This is a genomic window from Nodosilinea sp. LEGE 06152 (genome assembly GCF_015207525.1).
In the GTDB taxonomy this organism is placed as follows: Bacteria; Cyanobacteriota; Cyanobacteriia; order Phormidesmidales; family Phormidesmidaceae; genus Nodosilinea.
Genome location: NZ_JADEWR010000002.1, coordinates 469,049 through 486,246, shown reverse-complemented (window position 1 = coordinate 486,246; position 17,198 = coordinate 469,049). Strand labels below are relative to the sequence as shown.

At 59.2% G+C, this 17,198-nt stretch carries 17 protein-coding genes; 8 read left to right on the top strand and 9 right to left on the bottom strand.

Translation table 11 applies throughout. The annotated features are described in order from the left end of the window. Nucleotides 1–68: 68 nt before the first annotated feature. Complete coding sequence (locus IQ265_RS04590) at nucleotides 69–707, top strand: DUF1294 domain-containing protein (protein WP_194051022.1); 639 nt, start codon at nucleotides 69–71, stop codon at nucleotides 705–707. A 122-nt stretch (nucleotides 708–829) separates the two neighbouring features. Further along, nucleotides 830–2,647, top strand: a complete 1,818-nt coding sequence (locus tag IQ265_RS04585; RefSeq protein WP_194051020.1) for an ABC transporter ATP-binding protein — start codon at nucleotides 830–832, stop codon at nucleotides 2,645–2,647. 272 nt (nucleotides 2,648–2,919) lie between these two features. Here IQ265_RS04585 and IQ265_RS04580 read toward each other — a convergent pair whose 3' ends face one another. From IQ265_RS04580 to IQ265_RS04570, 3 genes are all read right to left on the bottom strand, one after another. Continuing rightward, nucleotides 2,920–3,405 carry a hypothetical protein gene (locus IQ265_RS04580; RefSeq protein ID WP_194051018.1) on the bottom strand — a complete coding sequence of 162 codons (486 nt, stop codon included), beginning with the start codon at nucleotides 3,403–3,405 and terminating at the stop codon, nucleotides 2,920–2,922. A 225-nt stretch (nucleotides 3,406–3,630) separates the two neighbouring features. Continuing rightward, a complete protein-coding gene (locus tag IQ265_RS04575) occupies nucleotides 3,631–3,915 on the bottom strand; it encodes a MoaD/ThiS family protein (protein ID WP_194051016.1) in 285 nt (94 codons plus the stop codon). An 11-nt stretch (nucleotides 3,916–3,926) separates the two neighbouring features. Beyond that, nucleotides 3,927–4,205, bottom strand: a complete 279-nt coding sequence (locus IQ265_RS04570; RefSeq protein WP_194051014.1) for a hypothetical protein — start codon at nucleotides 4,203–4,205, stop codon at nucleotides 3,927–3,929. 152 nt (nucleotides 4,206–4,357) lie between these two features. Between IQ265_RS04570 and IQ265_RS04565 the strand changes: the two genes are divergently transcribed. Next, nucleotides 4,358–5,332 carry a DUF4349 domain-containing protein gene (locus tag IQ265_RS04565; RefSeq protein WP_194051012.1) on the top strand — a complete coding sequence of 325 codons (975 nt, stop codon included), beginning with the start codon at nucleotides 4,358–4,360 and terminating at the stop codon, nucleotides 5,330–5,332. Nucleotides 5,333–5,453: 121 nt separating this feature from the next. Continuing rightward, nucleotides 5,454–6,068, top strand: coding sequence for a hypothetical protein (locus IQ265_RS04560; RefSeq protein WP_194051010.1), 615 nt, complete (start codon nucleotides 5,454–5,456; stop codon nucleotides 6,066–6,068). A 48-nt stretch (nucleotides 6,069–6,116) separates the two neighbouring features. Here IQ265_RS04560 and IQ265_RS04555 read toward each other — a convergent pair whose 3' ends face one another. Both IQ265_RS04555 and IQ265_RS04550 read right to left on the bottom strand, forming a co-directional pair. Further along, entirely contained in the window at nucleotides 6,117–7,109 is a 993-nt protein-coding gene (locus tag IQ265_RS04555; RefSeq protein WP_194051008.1) for a ligase-associated DNA damage response exonuclease, read from the bottom strand. A 9-nt stretch (nucleotides 7,110–7,118) separates the two neighbouring features. Continuing rightward, nucleotides 7,119–7,403 (bottom strand): DUF3493 domain-containing protein, encoded by a 285-nt coding sequence (locus IQ265_RS04550; protein ID WP_194051006.1) that lies wholly within the window; start codon nucleotides 7,401–7,403, stop codon nucleotides 7,119–7,121. 315 nt (nucleotides 7,404–7,718) lie between these two features. On the opposite strand from IQ265_RS04550, the gene IQ265_RS04545 reads away from it, so the two are divergent. Further along, complete coding sequence (locus tag IQ265_RS04545) at nucleotides 7,719–8,129, top strand: cupin domain-containing protein (RefSeq protein WP_194051004.1); 411 nt, start codon at nucleotides 7,719–7,721, stop codon at nucleotides 8,127–8,129. A gap of 1 nt (nucleotide 8,130) precedes the next feature. On the opposite strand, the gene IQ265_RS04540 is transcribed toward IQ265_RS04545, so the two are convergent. Continuing rightward, nucleotides 8,131–10,179, bottom strand: coding sequence for a family 10 glycosylhydrolase (locus IQ265_RS04540; RefSeq protein WP_194051002.1), 2,049 nt, complete (start codon nucleotides 10,177–10,179; stop codon nucleotides 8,131–8,133). Between the two features lie 14 nt (nucleotides 10,180–10,193). Continuing rightward, nucleotides 10,194–10,550 carry a translation initiation factor gene (locus tag IQ265_RS04535; protein ID WP_194051000.1) on the bottom strand — a complete coding sequence of 119 codons (357 nt, stop codon included), beginning with the start codon at nucleotides 10,548–10,550 and terminating at the stop codon, nucleotides 10,194–10,196. Nucleotides 10,551–10,719: 169 nt separating this feature from the next. Between IQ265_RS04535 and IQ265_RS04530 the strand changes: the two genes are divergently transcribed. After that, entirely contained in the window at nucleotides 10,720–11,463 is a 744-nt protein-coding gene (locus IQ265_RS04530) for a succinate dehydrogenase/fumarate reductase iron-sulfur subunit (RefSeq protein WP_194050998.1), read from the top strand. Between the two features lie 87 nt (nucleotides 11,464–11,550). Here the strand turns inward: IQ265_RS04530 and IQ265_RS04525 are convergent, their stop codons facing one another. Both IQ265_RS04525 and IQ265_RS04520 read right to left on the bottom strand, forming a co-directional pair. Next, the gene (locus IQ265_RS04525; protein ID WP_194050996.1) at nucleotides 11,551–12,588 is read right to left on the bottom strand and encodes a WD40 repeat domain-containing protein; all 1,038 of its coding nucleotides are present in this window, start codon (nucleotides 12,586–12,588) and stop codon (nucleotides 11,551–11,553) included. A gap of 748 nt (nucleotides 12,589–13,336) precedes the next feature. Continuing rightward, nucleotides 13,337–14,566 (bottom strand): DNA double-strand break repair nuclease NurA, encoded by a 1,230-nt coding sequence (locus IQ265_RS04520; protein WP_194050994.1) that lies wholly within the window; start codon nucleotides 14,564–14,566, stop codon nucleotides 13,337–13,339. Nucleotides 14,567–14,706: 140 nt separating this feature from the next. Between IQ265_RS04520 and IQ265_RS04515 the strand changes: the two genes are divergently transcribed. Together IQ265_RS04515 and IQ265_RS04510 are read left to right on the top strand one after the other, a co-directional pair. Next, the gene (locus IQ265_RS04515; protein WP_194050992.1) at nucleotides 14,707–16,242 is read left to right on the top strand and encodes an N-acetylmuramoyl-L-alanine amidase; all 1,536 of its coding nucleotides are present in this window, start codon (nucleotides 14,707–14,709) and stop codon (nucleotides 16,240–16,242) included. A gap of 7 nt (nucleotides 16,243–16,249) precedes the next feature. Then, nucleotides 16,250–17,065, top strand: coding sequence for an aminotransferase class IV (locus tag IQ265_RS04510; protein ID WP_194050990.1), 816 nt, complete (start codon nucleotides 16,250–16,252; stop codon nucleotides 17,063–17,065). Nucleotides 17,066–17,198: the final 133 nt, after the last annotated feature.

Genomic DNA, 17,198 nt, shown 5'->3' with positions numbered 1-17,198 from the left:
ATACTGTTTCAGCCTAATTAAAGGGGCAGCCGTAGCGCTAACGAGGGAAGCTATGAAATTGTTCAACTATGAATGCTGATTTATACAGCGGCAAGCTAGTAATATGGAAGGACGATCGCGGCTTTGGTTTTATTCAGCCCGATGACGGGGGTAAAGAAGTTTTTCTACACATTTCTGAGCTAAAAGACTCACCCCGCCGCCCGCGCATTAATGACACTATTTATTACTACTGCACAACCAATTCGGACGGCAAAACCCGTGCCGTCAATGCTTCTATACGGGGCTTAAAAAAGCGATCGGAGCCGCCTTTAAAGAAACCTAGACCTGGCGATAAGCCTGGCCCCAAAACCGGCTTGGCTTTGCTGCTCGTCAAGCTGCTGCTGCTGTTGAGCCTGCCTTTGGCGGGGGCAACCCATTTTAACTGGGTCACTGGAAACTACTGGCCGCTGTTGCTTTACCCCGTAATGAGTGTGTTTACTTTCGTTTTATACGCCGACGACAAAACCCGCGCTAGGCAAAAAATATGGCGCACCTCTGAACAAACGCTGCATGTTTGTGAGCTGGCTGGCGGCTGGCCGGGTGGGTATGTCGCCCAGCGAGTTCTGCGGCATAAGAGCATAAAGCCGTCATATCAGTTTGAGTTTTGGCTAATTGTTGTGCTGCACCAGTTCGCATGGCTGGTCTGGCTGGGGTTTGGCCTCAAGTAGCTAGCGTGTGGCCAAACAGGGCCATTAACCCGATCTGCCAATCAAGAAGGCCTTGCAGAATCTGTAATCCTGTGTTGTAGTATGTATACTACAATGTACTCGATCGCAGGACGGTTACCGTCATGGCTTCCTTTCGACAGGTCATTCGATACTACAGTCGCTACCGCCGAGCGGCGATCTGGAGCATTGCCGCCAGCAGCTTGTTTCAGGTAGTAGATTTGGCGGTGCCCTACTGTATTGGCCAAATTCTCAACGTGCTCTCCCAACAGCCCATCGATCCCCTTAGTCAGGGGGTGGTCGATTGGGTAGCGGCCGTGGTGAGGTACCCGGCTGGGCCTGGCTTGACCATCGCCCTCCTGTTGGGCATTATCTTCTTCGCCACCGTGGTCCGCGCCCCGATTCAGCCCTGGCTGGCCGACTGGTTCCACTGGGATATTGCCCTGCGCACCCGGCGCGACCATACCCACACGGTAATTCGCAAGCTGCTCACCCTGCCGTTGGGTTTCTACGACCTGAACAACCCCGGCCGGATCTCGGGGCGGGTAGCGCGGGGACTGTCTAACCACACCTGGACCTACCCCGAAATCGCCGGACAGCTGATTCCCAAGCTGGTACGCATTACCGGCATTTTTGTCTTGATCTGGTGGATTGACTGGCGTATTGCCCTGGTCTTTTTGGTGTCGTTTATCGGCATTCTTAGCTTCAGCCTGAAGGATCTGATTCGCCTGAACAAAAAGGAGCAGGCCCTCGATACCTACATGGAGAACACCGAAAGCCGCACCTCGGAGATCATCACCAACATCAAAACGGTGAAGGCCTTTGCGGCGGAGAGTGACGAGCTGCGGCGGCAGAGTCAGCGCCTGCAGCGCGAGTTTGCTGTGGTGATTCGCGTTATCCACAAGGGCTACGTCATTCTCGGTACCTGGCAGGATCTCATCATCCAAAGCTGTGTGTTTGGCCTGCTGGTGATGACCCTGCTGGCGACCCTGCAGGGTCACATCTCGCTGGGGCACTTTATCACCACCCTGACGGTGTCGAGTATGGCCTACTCGGAGCTAGAACCGATTAGCGAAGTGGCCGAAGTCTTTGCCCGCCGCTACGCCTCAATGCTGCACTTCCACGAGTTTATGGAAGAGCCCCTGGGCGCTGACGCGGTAAATCTGACCGATGCCCCGGAAAGCCTGCCCACCTACCAGTTCACCGGCAAGGTGCACTTTGACCAGGTAAGCTTTGGCTACGACGATCAAAAGCCGGTGCTGCAAGGTATCGATCTGCTGATCGAACCCTGCCAAACCGTAGCGCTGGTGGGGCGCTCTGGCTCCGGTAAGTCGACCCTGGTCAAGCTGCTGTTTCGCTACTTCGACCCCCACAGCGGCCGCATTTTGATCGATGGCGAAGACATTCGCCACCTAGATGTGACGGGGTACCGCAAGCGGCTGGCGATCGTGCACCAGGAAGTGGACGTGTTTAACGGCACCTTGCTCGACAACCTCAGGTACGGCAACCCCACCGCCACTATGGAACAGGTGAATGAAGCCAGCCGCATTGCTCGGGTGGATGAGTTTATTCACCGTCTGCCCAAGGGATACTACACCGTGGTGGGGGAACGAGGGGTACGCCTCTCGGGCGGACAGCGGCAGCGGTTGGGCATTGCCCGCGCCCTGCTGGTCAACCCCGACGTGCTGGTATTTGACGAGGCCACCTCTAGCCTCGACTACGAGTCGGAGCGATCGATTCAGCTGGCGATGCGATCGATTCTCGGCACCCGCACCACGCTGATTATCGCTCACCGACTCAGTACAGTGCGCGAGGCCGACAAGATTGTAGTGCTAGAGGAGGGCCGCATTGCCGAAGTGGGTAACCACGAGGAGCTGCTGGCCCACGGCGGCATCTACCACCGCCTGCACGTGCTGCAGGAAACCGGCGAACTGGTCAGCTAAGCAAAAGCCCCTGGGTGAATTCATCCAGGGGCTTTTCAGCAATAGGTTGAATTTTGGCAACAGGTGAGTGAGGAGTGAACGGCCGGGATGGCTATTCCACAGGAATTCTCAAACAATAGGCCAACTGCTGCGGTGACCCACCGGCAAGAGGGCGATCGCACGCATAACTCCCAAGCCGTTCAAGCTTTTTCATAGCTTGAGTGGTGAACAGGATGGCTGCCCTAAACATACCTACAGGCTGCTGGGAAACGTCTACCAACCCCAAACCGGCGCTAGCGCGGGCGCACCTTTTGCCTGAAATGCTCAATGTTCACTACTTTAGGGGCAGTAGGGCTAGCAGCTTCGCCGCCAACCCCTAGCTCTGACGCGTCAGCCTCAACGGGGGCCAGCACAAACTGCCCCATAAAGCTGCACCCGTGGCCGACCAGATGAATCACCTGGGGGGGAGCGATCGCACCCGGCTGTACCCAGCTGACCCCGTGGTGGTTAATCACCAGGTGCTTGTCGCGCAGGGTGCGGCTGACGCCGTGGTCGTCAAAGTACTGTAGAATTTTGCGAATGGTTTGAAACGATAAATGCTGTCGCAGACGACTAATGGCTCGAATTTCCAGAATTTGTTCCCAGGAGTAAAGCACCTCCAATCGAGGCGACTGGCCCGTGCGCTGGGGTACGACAACCCCCGTTTTTTCGAGGTAGGCGAGGCGACCGGGGCTGCTGCGGGCTAAGACAACGGCGTGACGGCGAGGAAACCAATCCATGGCGAGCGCTCCAACACAAACGCTAGATGTGGGGGCTATACGATTTACTCTACGCTATGGGTATGGAAATGTCCGGAGTGCGATGAACCTTTTTGGGCTTTCTGCAATTCTTTAAAAACAAAAAGATTGGGGATCGCCTGCCCTGCACCGGATGCGGCGACTCTAACGTTTTTTGAAGTATTTTTTGCAAAACAGGAAATTTGCGCTAGGTCGCCTGTACTAGCGCTAGCCGCCGCTCACGGGGGGGATCAGCACCACCTCGTCGCCGTCGTGCAGCAGAGTATCATCGGCAACAAACTGAAGGTTGAGGCCTAGGCGAGTGCGATCGCGCCAGGGTTCTAGCTTAGGGTGCTCGGCTAGGGCGCGATCGCGCACTGCCCCTACCGTTGACCCAGCAGGAAACTGCCACTGCACCTCAGCTACCCCGTAGGCCTCCTGGTAAATGGCAAAGAGCTTGACGGTGACGGTAATGGGGTCTGGCACTGGGGCGATCGCTCCTGTCCTAAACATCTTGCCCAGCACTACTGGGCGACATCCACCCCGGCCAGCCTAGACACTACTGTTTGAATTGCCGGAGCAAAGGCCTGGAGCACCGGCGATAAAATTACCACACTTCCCGCCGTAACAATGATGGTGCGCGCCGTGGTTAGATTATCCCGCTGAAACTGAAAGAAGCGCTCGTCCCAACGTTGAACTTCGGCTTTTAAGTCTTGACGACTACTCTCTAGCTCCCGCTGTAGATCGCTCAGCTGTTGGGCAATGTCTGCTAAGGTAGGCTCGCGATCGGGGGCTGTGGTCATAGATGCTCCTGGTATGGTTCAAATTTTAAATCAAGTATTAGCGGAGTGGCAGACCCCAGCATTCCCTCTGGTTTCAGTATTGGTAACGTCACTCTTGGCCCTACTGGGTTCAGGTGATAGTAAGACCATTCGAGTTTGGCTGAGGCAACCCCATGACCCGCTCTGCATTACCTCTACTGCGTACCCATCGTGCTGCCCTGTTGGCGATCGCCCTGGGGGCCACCCTCATTGGCGGCTGTGCCGAGGTACCCGAAATTGTGCTCAGGCAAGAGGCCATGTCCACCGAGGCCGATGTGGCGATGGGCGGGGCTGCGCCTTCTGCTGAAAGCCAGGCGATCGCCTCGACTGTAGCACCCGGTGCTGCAGACATGGCTAAGCAGAGCGGCATCATTGAGCCGGTTCCCAGCGATATTGGCCAACCCACCCCCCAGTTGGTCAAGCAGGCCAGCCTCACCCTGGTCTTGACCGACATTGACGCAGCTGTAAACCAGGTGCGAACTACGGTTCAGCAGGCTAAAGGAGATGTGCTGAGTCTGCAAGATCACCGGTCTCCTGAAGGGGCTGCCCAGCAGGTCTCACTGACGCTGCGAGTGCCTCAGGCGGAGTTAGATCCGGTGCTCAATGCCCTGCGCCCCCTTGGCACCGTGCAGCAGCAGTCGCTTACCGCCGAGGATGTATCGAGCCAGCTGGTGGATCTCGAAGCCCGACTGAAGAATCTGCGCCAGTCGGAATCAGCGCTGCTGCAAATTATGGAGCGATCGGGGGAAATTTCCCACGTGCTGGAGGTGGCGCGGGAACTTAGTACGGTGCGCGAATCGATTGAGCGGATGGCCGCCCAGCAGCAAAACCTCAAGCGTCAGGTGGCCTATTCGCAGATTGACCTGGTCTTGCAAAGCCCGGTCACTCAGGTCACCCCACTGCGGCCCGTGGGCGAAACCTTGGGCAACACCTGGGAAGCCGCCACTCAATCGGTGAAAACCTTTACTGTCAGCGGGCTAAAGCTAGGGCTGTGGCTACTAGCCTTTAGCCCCTACTGGGCGCTGCTGGCGGCGGTGGGCTATGGCAGCTACCGTCTCTGGCACAGCCGTCTGGCTCAGCCCAGTGTGGCTGAGACCGATAATGGCTAAAAATTCCCTTTTTGGAGTAAACCGGATGAAAAATAGGCCCAGGGGCTAAGCATAAATGCTGGATCTGGCGGTATGCTTGAACCCGTTCAGGTGAAACGCTCCACCGGGTGGTGCATTGACGATGAAATTTTCTCCTGCCCTGGCGGCGGCGCTGTTTATGCCTGCGGCGGCGGGGCTACTTTACCAGGCGGTGCAGCCTCACCCCTGGCCCCACCGGGTGCTGGCGATCGCGCTGTTGCTGGCCATCTTTGAGCAGGCCCACATGGCCCGAGTCGACTTACGAAATGTTGAGGCGGTGGAGCAGCGCCTAAGCGATCCGCGTCTCAAACGGTTTAGGCAAGTGGTCATTTGGACTGTTGCGGGCCAGCTGGTGGGGTTTTACGGCGCAGCGATCGGATACCTGGGCTGGGGCATGGCGATCATTTTGCTCAGCGTCATTAGCTTTAACCTGGTGGCGACCCTGCGGCTGGAGCCGACCGCTTCCCAACCGATTCAGGCGGCAGGCTGGCGATCGCGCCTCGATGTGCTGAGCTTAGATGCGATCGCCCTGACTCTGGCCTGCCTGTGGATTGCCCAGCACCTGCAAAACTGGGTGGCGGTGGGCATGTTTGCAATCACCGCTCTCTATGGCGCGAGTAAGCTAGTGACCTACACCAAAGCCCTGGGTCGACCGCCCTCACCGATCCATATCGCCCACGCCGCTCAGGAGCATCCACAGACCCCCCAGCAAAATTAGCAGGGCCAGTCCGCCCATCGCAGCATCGAGCCAGGGGGTTGCTTCCATCTAGATGTCTTCCTCTCCTGCAAACAGGGTGGTTAGAGGCATTGCCTCCAGGTTTAACGATTCTTGCAGATAGCGCGACACCACGTCTGACTGGCCGTGGGTGACGTACACCGTTTTAGCGCCGGTATCTTTCACCGTTTGAATTAGCCCTGGCCAGTCGGCATGGTCCGAGAGCACAAAACCGCGCTCATAGCCCCGCCGCCGCCGTGCACCGCGCACCGCCATCCAGCCCGAGGCAAAGGCGGTTTGCGGACGCTTAAAGCGCTTCATCCAGGTGGAGCGGTGGCCCGAGGGGGGCGCAAGAACTAGCTCACCCCTAAATTCGTGGCTGCGGGGTAGTTCGGACGTGCAGATCGTCGGCACCATGGCCACCCCCTGCTCGCGGTAAATTTCGGTCAGCACGTGAATCGCACCATGGACGTAGACGGGGCGATTGGTCAGCTTGGTCAGCTCACTCAGCACCCGCTGGGCCTTGCCAAAGGCGTAGCAAAACAAAATTGACGGCCGCTCCGGGTCGGCCTGCCACCAGTCGTAGATGCGGCGCACCGTCTCGGCACCGCTCTCCCAGCGGTAAATGGGCAAACCAAAGGTGGCCTCGGTAATAAACGTGTCGCAGGCCACCACCTCGAAGGGGGTGCAGGAAGGGTCGGCACAGCGCTTATAGTCGCCGGATACCACCCACACTTCGTCTTTGTGCTCGACTCGAATTTGGGCCGAGCCCAGCACGTGTCCTGCCGAATGAAACGATACCCAGGTCTCCCCCAGCTTGATGCGATCGCCGTAGGTCAGCCCCTGCAGCTGAATATCGTCCCCCAGCCGCCTGCGCAGAATGCCCTCCGACTGAGCCGTCGCCAGGTACTGCACAGAGCCAGATCGGGCGTGGTCGCTGTGGGCGTGGGTAATCAACGCCGTTTGCACCGATCGCCAGGGGTCGATGTAGAAGTCACCTTTTTCGCAGTACAGCCCCTCGGGGCGCACGGTAATCAGCGCCATAACAACCCGCTAGTCTTTTTTCTCTAACCGAAATAGCACCACCACCAGGGCAATTACCCCCAGCTGCACCGCCAGGTTGGGCAATGCGCTGCTCACATCCCGCCCAGCCAAAAGCTGGGTGAAAAAGACAAAGGCCCCGATCGCTCCCGAGGCCCCCACGGCCCCATAGATAAACTTGCGCAAGCCTTTGTAGGGTGCTTGGGCTTCGGCCCTGAGGTGGGCATATTTTTCTGGACTCATGCCTTCGGGGGGCTGGTCTGGTAGCTGGTCAGGTCGGCTATATTTGGGGGGCATCGGGTAGCGATCGCTCAAGGTTAAGACGTATCTACCATCCTACAGGGCATCTTTCGATGCATCTTTTGGGGCACCCCCCAGACTGTTAGTTGTGCATACCGCAGCACTGACGTTTCTAGTGCCGCTCAAGCCGCAGACCGACCGATTGGGCAACCTTTAGGGTAGTTCGCTACCCCACGACGTTTCACCTCACCATTAGAAGTAGATTTTGCCCAGGGTGACGGCATGGTTAAACCTAAGCTCTCATCAGCCTGCCGTTTACTGATTTACTGACGTTGGCTTGCCCGTCTGGTTTACCTTCTAAAGGAGACTTCCATGGCTGATTCAGCTACCTCGACTCCAGCCGATGCCGAGATTGTTACCGTGCGGCCCCAGCACGACACCGCCACAGTGCAAAAACTGCCCTACTTTGTCGGCATTTCTGCCGCTACGGCCGGTACCCAGGGCCTATCGATGAATTTAGTGATTATTCCGCCGGGGGCGACCGCAGAACCCCACTTCCACAAAGACTACGAAACCGCCATCTTCATCCTCAAGGGCCGGGTCAAAACGGCCTATGGCAAAGGGCTGCAAAAAACCGTCGTCAACGAGGCGGGCGACTTCCTCTACATTCCACCGGGGGTGCCCCACCAGCCCACTAACCTGAGCGACACCGAACCCGCCCAGGCGATCGTGGCCCGCAACGACCCCAACGAGCAGGAGAATGTGGTGCTGTACTCGGTGTAGCCTACCGACCAGGGCGGCCCGCCTGGCTGGCAAAGACCTGCTGGAGCTGCTCAACCCGCTGGGTGGCGGTCTCGGGCGGTGGCGAAATCCACAGCGACTCGTAGAAGAAGAACGACATGCCCGCGTAGGCGCGATCGCGCACCGCCGCCATCTGGTTAGTAATAAAGTCCATTTTCACCGGGGCGGCCCGCAGCCCGCTGAGAATGCCGATGCTGACCGGAATCTTGCGCCGTGCGGCCTGCATAGAGGGTTTGTTCATTTCCCACATAAAGCGGTTTTGGTCGCTGCGGTAGACCTGCACCACCAGCTCATCGACAATGCCTCGATTCACCCAGGTGGGCCAGTCTTGCAGGTAGTTGGCGTAGGCAAAGGGGTAGGGGTTGGGCGAAATCGACACCACCGCGTTGGGGCGGCGGGCCTTGACCAGCTTGTACACTTCTCCTAGAAAGTCGGAGATTTTATTGGCCCGCCAGGCCATCCATTCGGGATCTTGGGGGTTATTCGACGGAGCCCGACCGTCGTGCTCGGCCCGGTAGAGGTTGATGGTGAAGGGGTCGTAGCCAAAATCGACCGGCAGGCCCAGGTGGTCGTCAAACTGAAAGCCATCAATTTCATAGTTGGTAACCAGGTCATTGATCAGCTCCAGCTGAAACTTTTGCACCTGGGGGTGAAAAGGGTTCATCCAGCGGCGCGGAATGACGTTGCCCTCCATCCAAATGCCGGGGTCGGCCAGGGGCACGTCGTCGGGCAGAAACTCGTCCACCTGGGCAAGCCACTGGTCGGCCCGGTGTTTTTCGCGGGCCAGGTCACCGGCCTGGAGCTGTTCTTGGGGATCAGGCTTGGCCGACGCCGAGGGTTTTGCCCCCGCTTTGGGCAGGGCCGAAACCGAGGCGGCCTGTTTTTGGGTAAACCAGTCGGGATGGCGCCGGTACAGCTCGTAGTTGGCCGGGGCCATAAAACCAAACTCAAACCAGGGCACCACCGCCATGCCTCGGGCGTGGCCAAACTCGATCGCCTCCCGCATCATGTCGCGATCGCTCTCGGAGGCTGGTCCGGGGGCGCGCAGGTCGCCGTAGAGGTGCTGGCTCACCCCCAGCTCGCGCTTGGCCGTCGCGCTGGGGTAGAGGGTATGCCCGTAGTTCCACACGACGGGATAGATCGTGTTGAAGTTGAGGTCGGCCAGACGGTTCACCGCCGACTGCAGCGCTTCGGTTGAAAATAGCACCTGGCTGTCGATGTTGGTCAACCAGACGCCGCGCAGTTCTCGCAGCGGCGAGGGTACCGCCGCCGCTTGGGCCTGGGCCACCCAGGCGGGGTCAATGGCCTGGCGCAGGGTGGGGTTTGAGGCCGCACGGCACACCAGGGCAGCGGCTTCGCCCCGGGTTAGCCGTTGGGTGGGGTTGAGGCGGTTAGCTTGAGGGTAGTTCACCACCACGCCCTGGGTGAGGGCGGCGGCAACGCCTTCGCGGGCGTACTCGGGCACCTGGCGACCGTCTTCTAGGCTGGCGTTAATGGTGGTATTAGCGGCTAGCTCGTAATTGGCTCCCAGCTTGGCTGCCAGCGCCATGATGCCCTCGGCCCGCACCAGGGGGCGATCGCGCTGAAAGTACTGGTCGGGGTAGTGGGCGGCTACCGTGGGGGCCGTCTCCAGGCCCAGGGCTCGCTCCAGCGGGTTGGCCCAGCTGCCCGGCTGGGYGGGCGGGTTAATTTGGTTCAGCAGAGCTACGTAGTCGCCCCAGAGAATGGCTTCATCGGGGTAGAACAGGCCGCTGCGATCGGGGGTAACAATTCCCAACTGAGCCAGGGCGGTGATGCAGTCTTTGGCCCAGTGGTTTTGAATGTCAACCGGAATCACCCGCTGTGGGGGAATCAGGGGCCGGTTTTCGCTGGGGTTTTCCCTAGGCAAAATCTGCTTGGTTGCGGCGGCGGGCGTTTCGGGCACAGCTGCCCCGTCCGTTTTCGCCAGCAGCGGCAGCACCCCCGGCCCGCCCAGCACCAGCAGCAGGGTCGCTCCAAAACACAGGAGCGATCGCATCCATCCCCTACCCATCCACCTCATGCCCCTCAACCTCCGCTCCGTTTAGCCTGATAACCTTTCGCCACCAGGAGTTCAACTAGTTTTTGGGCGTGGTCGCCCTGGATCTCAATGGTATCCTCCCTGGCGGTGCCGCCCGTGCCGCACTGGGCCTTGAGCTGCTTGGCCAAAGCCGTCAGGGTGGCCGGGCTGTGCTGAAAGCCCGTGATCACCGTCACGGTTTTGCCGCCGCGCCCCTTGCGGCTGACCTGTACCCGCACCGTTTGCTGATTGGGTGGGCGATCGGGCACTCCCCGCGCCATTGGGTCGGCGGGGCCAAACTCGCGGTAGACGTGGCGGTCGGTCGCCCCCGAACCTGCCCCAGATTTAGACTTACCCTTAGCCATAACCGTTCAGTAGACTGCCTGATTTATAACATCTCGGGGGAAGTGGGGCTAACGTTCAGGGCTGTAGGCCTAAGGTCGGCCTGCACCTAAAACCCTGCACCTGAAACCTTAAATCCCTCCCCTGCGATCGCTACACTGTAAGTAGAATTAGGCCGTTTACCCCACCCCTATGCACCTTCACCTCAAGGTCTGGCGTCAGGCTGATGCCGATACTCCTGGCCAGTTTCAGACCTACACTGTAGCCAATGCCCACTCCGACATGTCGTTTCTGGAGCTGCTCGACGTGCTCAACGAGCAGCTCATCCACGCTGGGGCCAGCCCGGTGGAGTTTGACCACGACTGTCGTGAGGGTATCTGCGGCTCGTGCGGCGTCATGATCAACGGTAAAGCCCACGGTGGGCTGCCCCAAACGGCGACGTGCCAGTTGTACCTGCGGCACTTCAAAGACGGCGACGAGATCACCATCGAACCCTGGCGGGCTAAGGGCTTTCCGGTGATCAAAGATCTGGTGGTTGACCGGGCGGCATTTGATCGCATCATTATGGCGGGCGGCTACATCTCGGTCAAAACCGGGTCGGCCCCGGAGGCCAACGCCATCCCTGTGGCCAAAGCCAACGCCGATGCCGCCTTTGACTACGCCACCTGCATTGCCTGCGGGGCCTGTGTTGCCGCCTGCCCCAATGCCTCGGCCTCCCTATTTACGGCGGCCAAAGTGGCCCACCTGGCCCTGCTGCCCCAGGGCCACCCCGAGCGGCAGGGACGAGTGCTGGCAATGGGCAACCAAATGGCGGCCGAGGGCTTTGGCGACTGCTCAAACCACGGCGAATGTCAGGCGGTGTGCCCGAAGGGAATCTCAATCGATGCGATCGCTGCCATGCGCCGCGAGTACCTGCGGGCCGTAACGGGTTTTTAGAAGCAAGAAGAGCAAGTTTTAAGGGTTGAGCGCTCGGCTTGTCTAATCAATTCAAAGTTCAAAATTCAAAGTTCAAAATTCAAAACGCTACTCTTCCTGCCAGACGCGCACGGTGCCGTCCCAGCCAGCGCTGACCAGAGTTTTGCCATCGGGGGCAAAATCGACCCCCCACACCCAGCCCTGGTGCCCGGTCAGAATGGTGACCAGGCGGCCCTGCTGCATATCCCACAGGCGAATAGTGCTGTCGTTGCTGGCGGTGGCCAGCAGCTGACCATCGGGGCTAAAGGCAATGCTGTTGACCGGGGCCGGGTGGGCTTTAAAGCAGGTGGTTTGGCGGCCGCTGTTAAGCTTCCAAAAGCGCACGGTGCAGTCGGCACTGGCGCTGGCCAGTAGCCAGTTGTTGGGGCTGGCGGCAACCGAGAGCACTTCGCCGGTATGGCCCTTGAGCACGTGGTTGCTGCCTTTGCCCTTCAGTCGGTACAGGCGCAGGGTTTTGTCCTGACTGCCGCTGATCAAGGTGGTGCCGTCGTGGCTAACGGCGATCGCACGAATCCAGTGGGTATGGCCATTGAACTGATGAATGAGAGACTGATCGCTGAGCCGCCAGACGCAAATTTTGTGGTCTTGGCTACCGCTAAACAGGTATTTGCCGCTGGGGCTGAAGGCCACCGCCCGCACCCAGCTGCTGTGGCCTTCTAGCTGCCCCAGGGCTTCCCCAGTGGTGAAATCCCACAGCTGAACGGTATTGTCATTGCTGACGCTGGCGAAGCAGGTGCGATCGGGGCTGACGGCAACCGCCCGCACCCAGGCCCGGTGGTTGTCGAGCACCTGCATAGTGTGGCCAGTCGCCAGATTCCAGACCCGCACCGTTTTGTCGCCGCTGCCGCTAATCACAAAGTTGCCATCGGCACTCACCGCCACCGATCGCACCCAGCTGCTGTGGCCCGTTAACACCCGGCTGCAACCCCACTTGGGGGTACGGGCCGAGGCCGAGCGAGTCGAAGCCTCGGCAGCCCGGTTGAGGGCAGTGGCCATATCCACCAGTTCAAAGGTGGCTGGATCACGATTCGATCCACCCTGAAAGAAAGATTCGGGGGGCTGAGAGGGCATGACAAGGGTACGCATCGACATAGGGGCTCTATCGGTCGTTAACAACGGTGAACCTAGGCGCAAATTAATCTTGGCCTGCAAAAACCACCGTCGACTACACCCTGTCAGCATCCTATTCCGAAATGCTGCTTAATATCTGGACTACTTACTTGTTCAGATGCTAGTCGAGGCACTAAATTCATAATTTAATCTTCCTGGTATTGTTTTAGCCCTATCTCAAAAGACACACTTCCGGCAGGGTTGACGTACGCGAAACTCGGTCTACTCCCAAGGGTTTAGTCGCTGACGAGATTTGTGGCTCAAGTTCGCAAAATGTTTGTGCTTGTTGCCTGCCTAGGAGCGACCGTAGGGGTGCGTAGCCTCTAGACAAAGGCATTGCGGAAGTGCGAATTGTTACAAACCTAACCGCAAGTTTGACTAAGTACAGTACGAAAACAAGCTGAGCATCTTACGGACGCTAGGTGTCTAGTACAGCTAAAATTAAGCCATCAAAACTGCTGTAAAGCTCGTTCAGGAGCTATACAAAAATTGTAAGGATCAACCCTTAAATCTATCTTTGGGATACCGTCTTACAGTTAGAAAATCATGAGATATATTGCTTGGTCCAGTAGCCAAAGACATCAGTCGATAGCTAAAAAGCTCAACACATTCAATCTGGAGATGCTATCAGAAGCGCAGCCGTCTTGATCAAGCTGACGCTTGCTACATCCGCCGATCGCGAAGCTGCTCCTGAAGACGGATACTCTGCGCTGATGGTTTAGGCTCAGGCAATGCTGCCGCGCTTGCGGGCCTCCTTGTAGGAGGTGCCAACATTCTTGAGTCCGGCGCGGATCATCTCTTGCTCAAGTAGGGCAAAAAAGCGGGTGCGATCGCCCCCCCGCACCACCGCCTGATTGTGGGCCTCCGCCAGCGCCACCGGATACCCGTAGCCTTTTTGCACCTGGGTTAGCACCATACTGAGCGCCGTTTCACACAGGGTCTCATCTGCCATCACCCACTGGGGCACCTCCACCCGTGCTACCTCGGGGCCAACATTTAAATAGCAGAAGGAGACGCGGTGGTCACCGTAGAGATCCAGAATGCTGGCGGTGCTGTACCAAAAGGGGCTGCGTTCCCCAGGGGCTAGCTCGGTGGCCCAAAAGGTGGCATCGCGCAAGGGCAAGAAACTGCCGCAGGGGGCGCGGTCGGCCTGGTTTTTGTGCTCGCCGTCCCCACCGTTACTACAGTGGGTTTGGCAGTCGGGCTGCAGAAATGGGCAGGCGGCGAACCGCAAAAAGTTCATCGCCTCACCGCTGCGGCTAGCGCTGAGGTAGCCCACCAGGGGAATGTTTTGCCGCCGCAGTCGCTCCCACGAGTCGAGAATGGGCGGCAGAATGCGATCGCGCGCCTCAGCGGGCAGCGCCTCTAAAAACCAGTAGATCAGCGACCCGTCGACCAGGGCCAGCACCGGCACCAGTTCCGATCCAGACCCGGTGACCATTAAGCTGTCGTGAACCGCTTCCCCCAGTTCGGCCAGCACCACCGCCTCGGCCACAGTGCGGCGGTGGCCCATCCACTCCTCGGTGCTAATGCCCCACTGGCGCGACAGGTAGAGGTCTTCGGCCCGATACACCACCTCTGGCAGGCTGTCGAGCAATGGAAATCGGCTCTGGCCGTAGTGCAGCACCACCCGACCCACGTTGATCAAATAACAGTAGGCGATCTCGTGGTGGCTGGGGGAGATCTGCGACCCGTCGGTGGCTAGCACCGTGTGGGCCTCGGGGGCGGCGGCTACAGTAGCGCGAAGCTGAAGCGATTCGGTAGGCTGAGCGGCGGTAAAGGGGGCGCGATCGCCCCAGGTTTCGGCCTGAGTCAGTAGCTCGGCCTGACGGGTAGCGGCGATCGCCAGCAACCTACGGGCCGCCGCTACTCGCTCTTGGGCGGCGGCGGCCTCCTGGCTGAGGTGCTGGCTAATGCCCTGCATCTGCCGGGCCAGCTTCATCAGGTCGAGCATGGTATGGAAAATTTGGTACGCCTATACTAGCACCTCTTGCCAGAATTTTTCGTTAGAATCGGCGGCCTACGGATGCCACTTTGTCCCCCATCGGTATACTGTCGTGTGGCTTGTGTGTTGGTTGTGTTGTGGTCGTGCTTATGGCGTCAAGATGGCTCACCTTAGGGGTCACCTCAGGAGCGTTAGCAACCCTCGGTGCGCTGATTGTAGCGGCCCCAGTTAGGGCCGCAACCCTTCAGTACTGGTGGTTTGATGCCCAAACCAATCAGCTGGTGTTTACGACCGACGGCGAGGTGCAGCCCCAGGCACAGCTGTTGGTCAACCCCACCCGAATCGTGATTGACCTGCCCAACACTCAGCTAGGCAGCACTAACACCAGTCAGGCCGTAGGCGGTGCCATTCGTGAAGTGCGGGCAGGACAGTTCGATCGCCAGACGGCCCGCTTAGTGATTGAAATTGCCCCAGGCTACAGCCTTAACCCCCAAGATGTGCGAGTGCAGGGCATTCGCCCCAACCAATGGGCGGTACAGCTGCCCACCCCCAGTCAGGGAGCAGCTGCCCCCACAGGTGCCATTCCAGCGCCAACGGCGACGGCTAACCGGGTTGACGGCAATACCGGCACCGGAGCAGCGGCCACCCTCACGGGCATCGTTACCACTGGCGACGGCTTTTTGATTAGGATGAGCGGCACCGCTCCAACGCCCACGGTGCAGTTCACCAACGACAATGCCGACAATCGCTTTGCCATCATCGACCTGCCCAACACCACCGTCGCCAGCACCCTTCGGGCCGACGACCTGCCCAACTACCGCTACAGCATCATCGCCTGGGATATTGCCCAGCAGACAACTAACCCGCCTTCTACCCGCATTACGCTCAAGCTTGGCCCCACCAGCCCCGACTGGCGCGCCCTGCGCAACAACAGCGGCGTCATTGTGCTACCCCCCAGCGGCGTGCCCATTGGCAGTGTCTCCGACGAGCCGCCACCCCTAGCTACCGCCCCCAGCACCCCAGCCCCTACGGTTCAGGCCCAGACTCCACCACCGCCAGCTCAAACCCCGCCCCCGGCTACCCCTACCCCCCCTCCCACCCGTTCTGTGGAGCCGCCCGCACTGCCCTCGGTACCCAGTGGCCGGGTGGTGGTAGCCATCGACCCCGGCCACGGCGGTCGCGACCCTGGGGCAGTCGGCATCGGCGGTCTGCAGGAAAAGCAGGTAATTTTTCCGATTTCCCAGCGGGTAGCGGCGCTGCTCGAAGCCCAAGGTGTGGTGGTGGTAATGACTCGTCAGCAGGATACGACGCTGGATCTCCAAGTTAGAGCCGATATTGCCAACCGGGCCCAAGCCAACCTGTTCGTCAGTATTCACGCCAATGCCATTAGCATGAGCCGCCCCGATGTCAATGGCATTGAGACCTACTACTCATCCGAGAGCGGGCGGCGACTGGCAGCGGCCCTCCAGGCCAGTATGCTGGCAGCGACGGGAATGCGCGATCGCGGCGTTAAACAGGCCCGCTTCTACGTACTGCGGGCCACCAACATGCCCTCCGCCCTAGTGGAAGTCGGCTTTGTCACCGGCGCTCAAGATGCTCCCCGGCTGGCCGACCCCGCCTGGCGCGAAACCATGGCCCAGGCGATCGCCAACGGCATTCTGCAATACATTCAGCAGGGGCTGTAGGGAGCAGATGACCTACTGGTTCGACGGGCGGCTCTGGGATGGCAGTGAGATTGCTCTACCCACAAATGAGCCCGCTTTACTCTACGGAGCCACGGTGTTTACTACCCTGCGAGTCTACGGCAGCAGGCTAGATCATCCCCTTACCGACTGGGTCGCTCACTGGCAGCGCATTGTGGAGGCTGCTACGGCCTTTGGCTGGCCCACCCCCGATCGCAACCGAGTGCGCCAGGGAGCCGAAGCCTTACTAGAGAACTGTCCTATTTTAAGAATCACCGGCTTCCCCGATGGCCGTGAATTGGTGACCGGGCGCAACCTACCCGCCGATTTAGACCAGATGCAGAGCCAGGGCATTACGGTCTGGGTTGCCCGTGGAGAGAGATATCAGCGGCCTGTGCCCAGCTACAAAACCGGTAACTACCTTGGTGCCTGGCTAGCTCTACAAGCGGCCCAGCAGCACGGTGCTCGCGAGGCCATTTTGGTCGATGCGCGGGGCCAGTGGCTCGAAACCAGCACCGGCAACCTTTGGGGCTGGGCCAATGGCCAGTGGCATACCCCTGGTCTGGGGGCGGGGCTGCTGCCGGGCATCGTTCGCGCCCGCCTGCTTCAGCACCTCAAGCAGCGGGGAGAACAGGTCAACCAATCCCCCTGGCCACCGGGGGTAATTCAGCGCTTTGAGGCCTTGGCCTACAGCAACTCAGCGGTACAGGTGGTGCCGATCCACACCGTGCTGGGGCACACAGTTTTGAGCGATCGCAGTAGACTGGAAATTAACCCACAGCAACCAGTCCTAGAGGCTTTGCGGGCTGCATTTCGGGAAAATTAGCGTCTGGTTTCACATCTGTACCAGGTCCAGCGCGAAATTGCCCTACGCCAACCGGCAAACTTCGCTCTGGACTTGGATTAGGTTTAGTTGGTCCATTCCGACAGATGACGTTAACATAAGTTAATATCCTTCT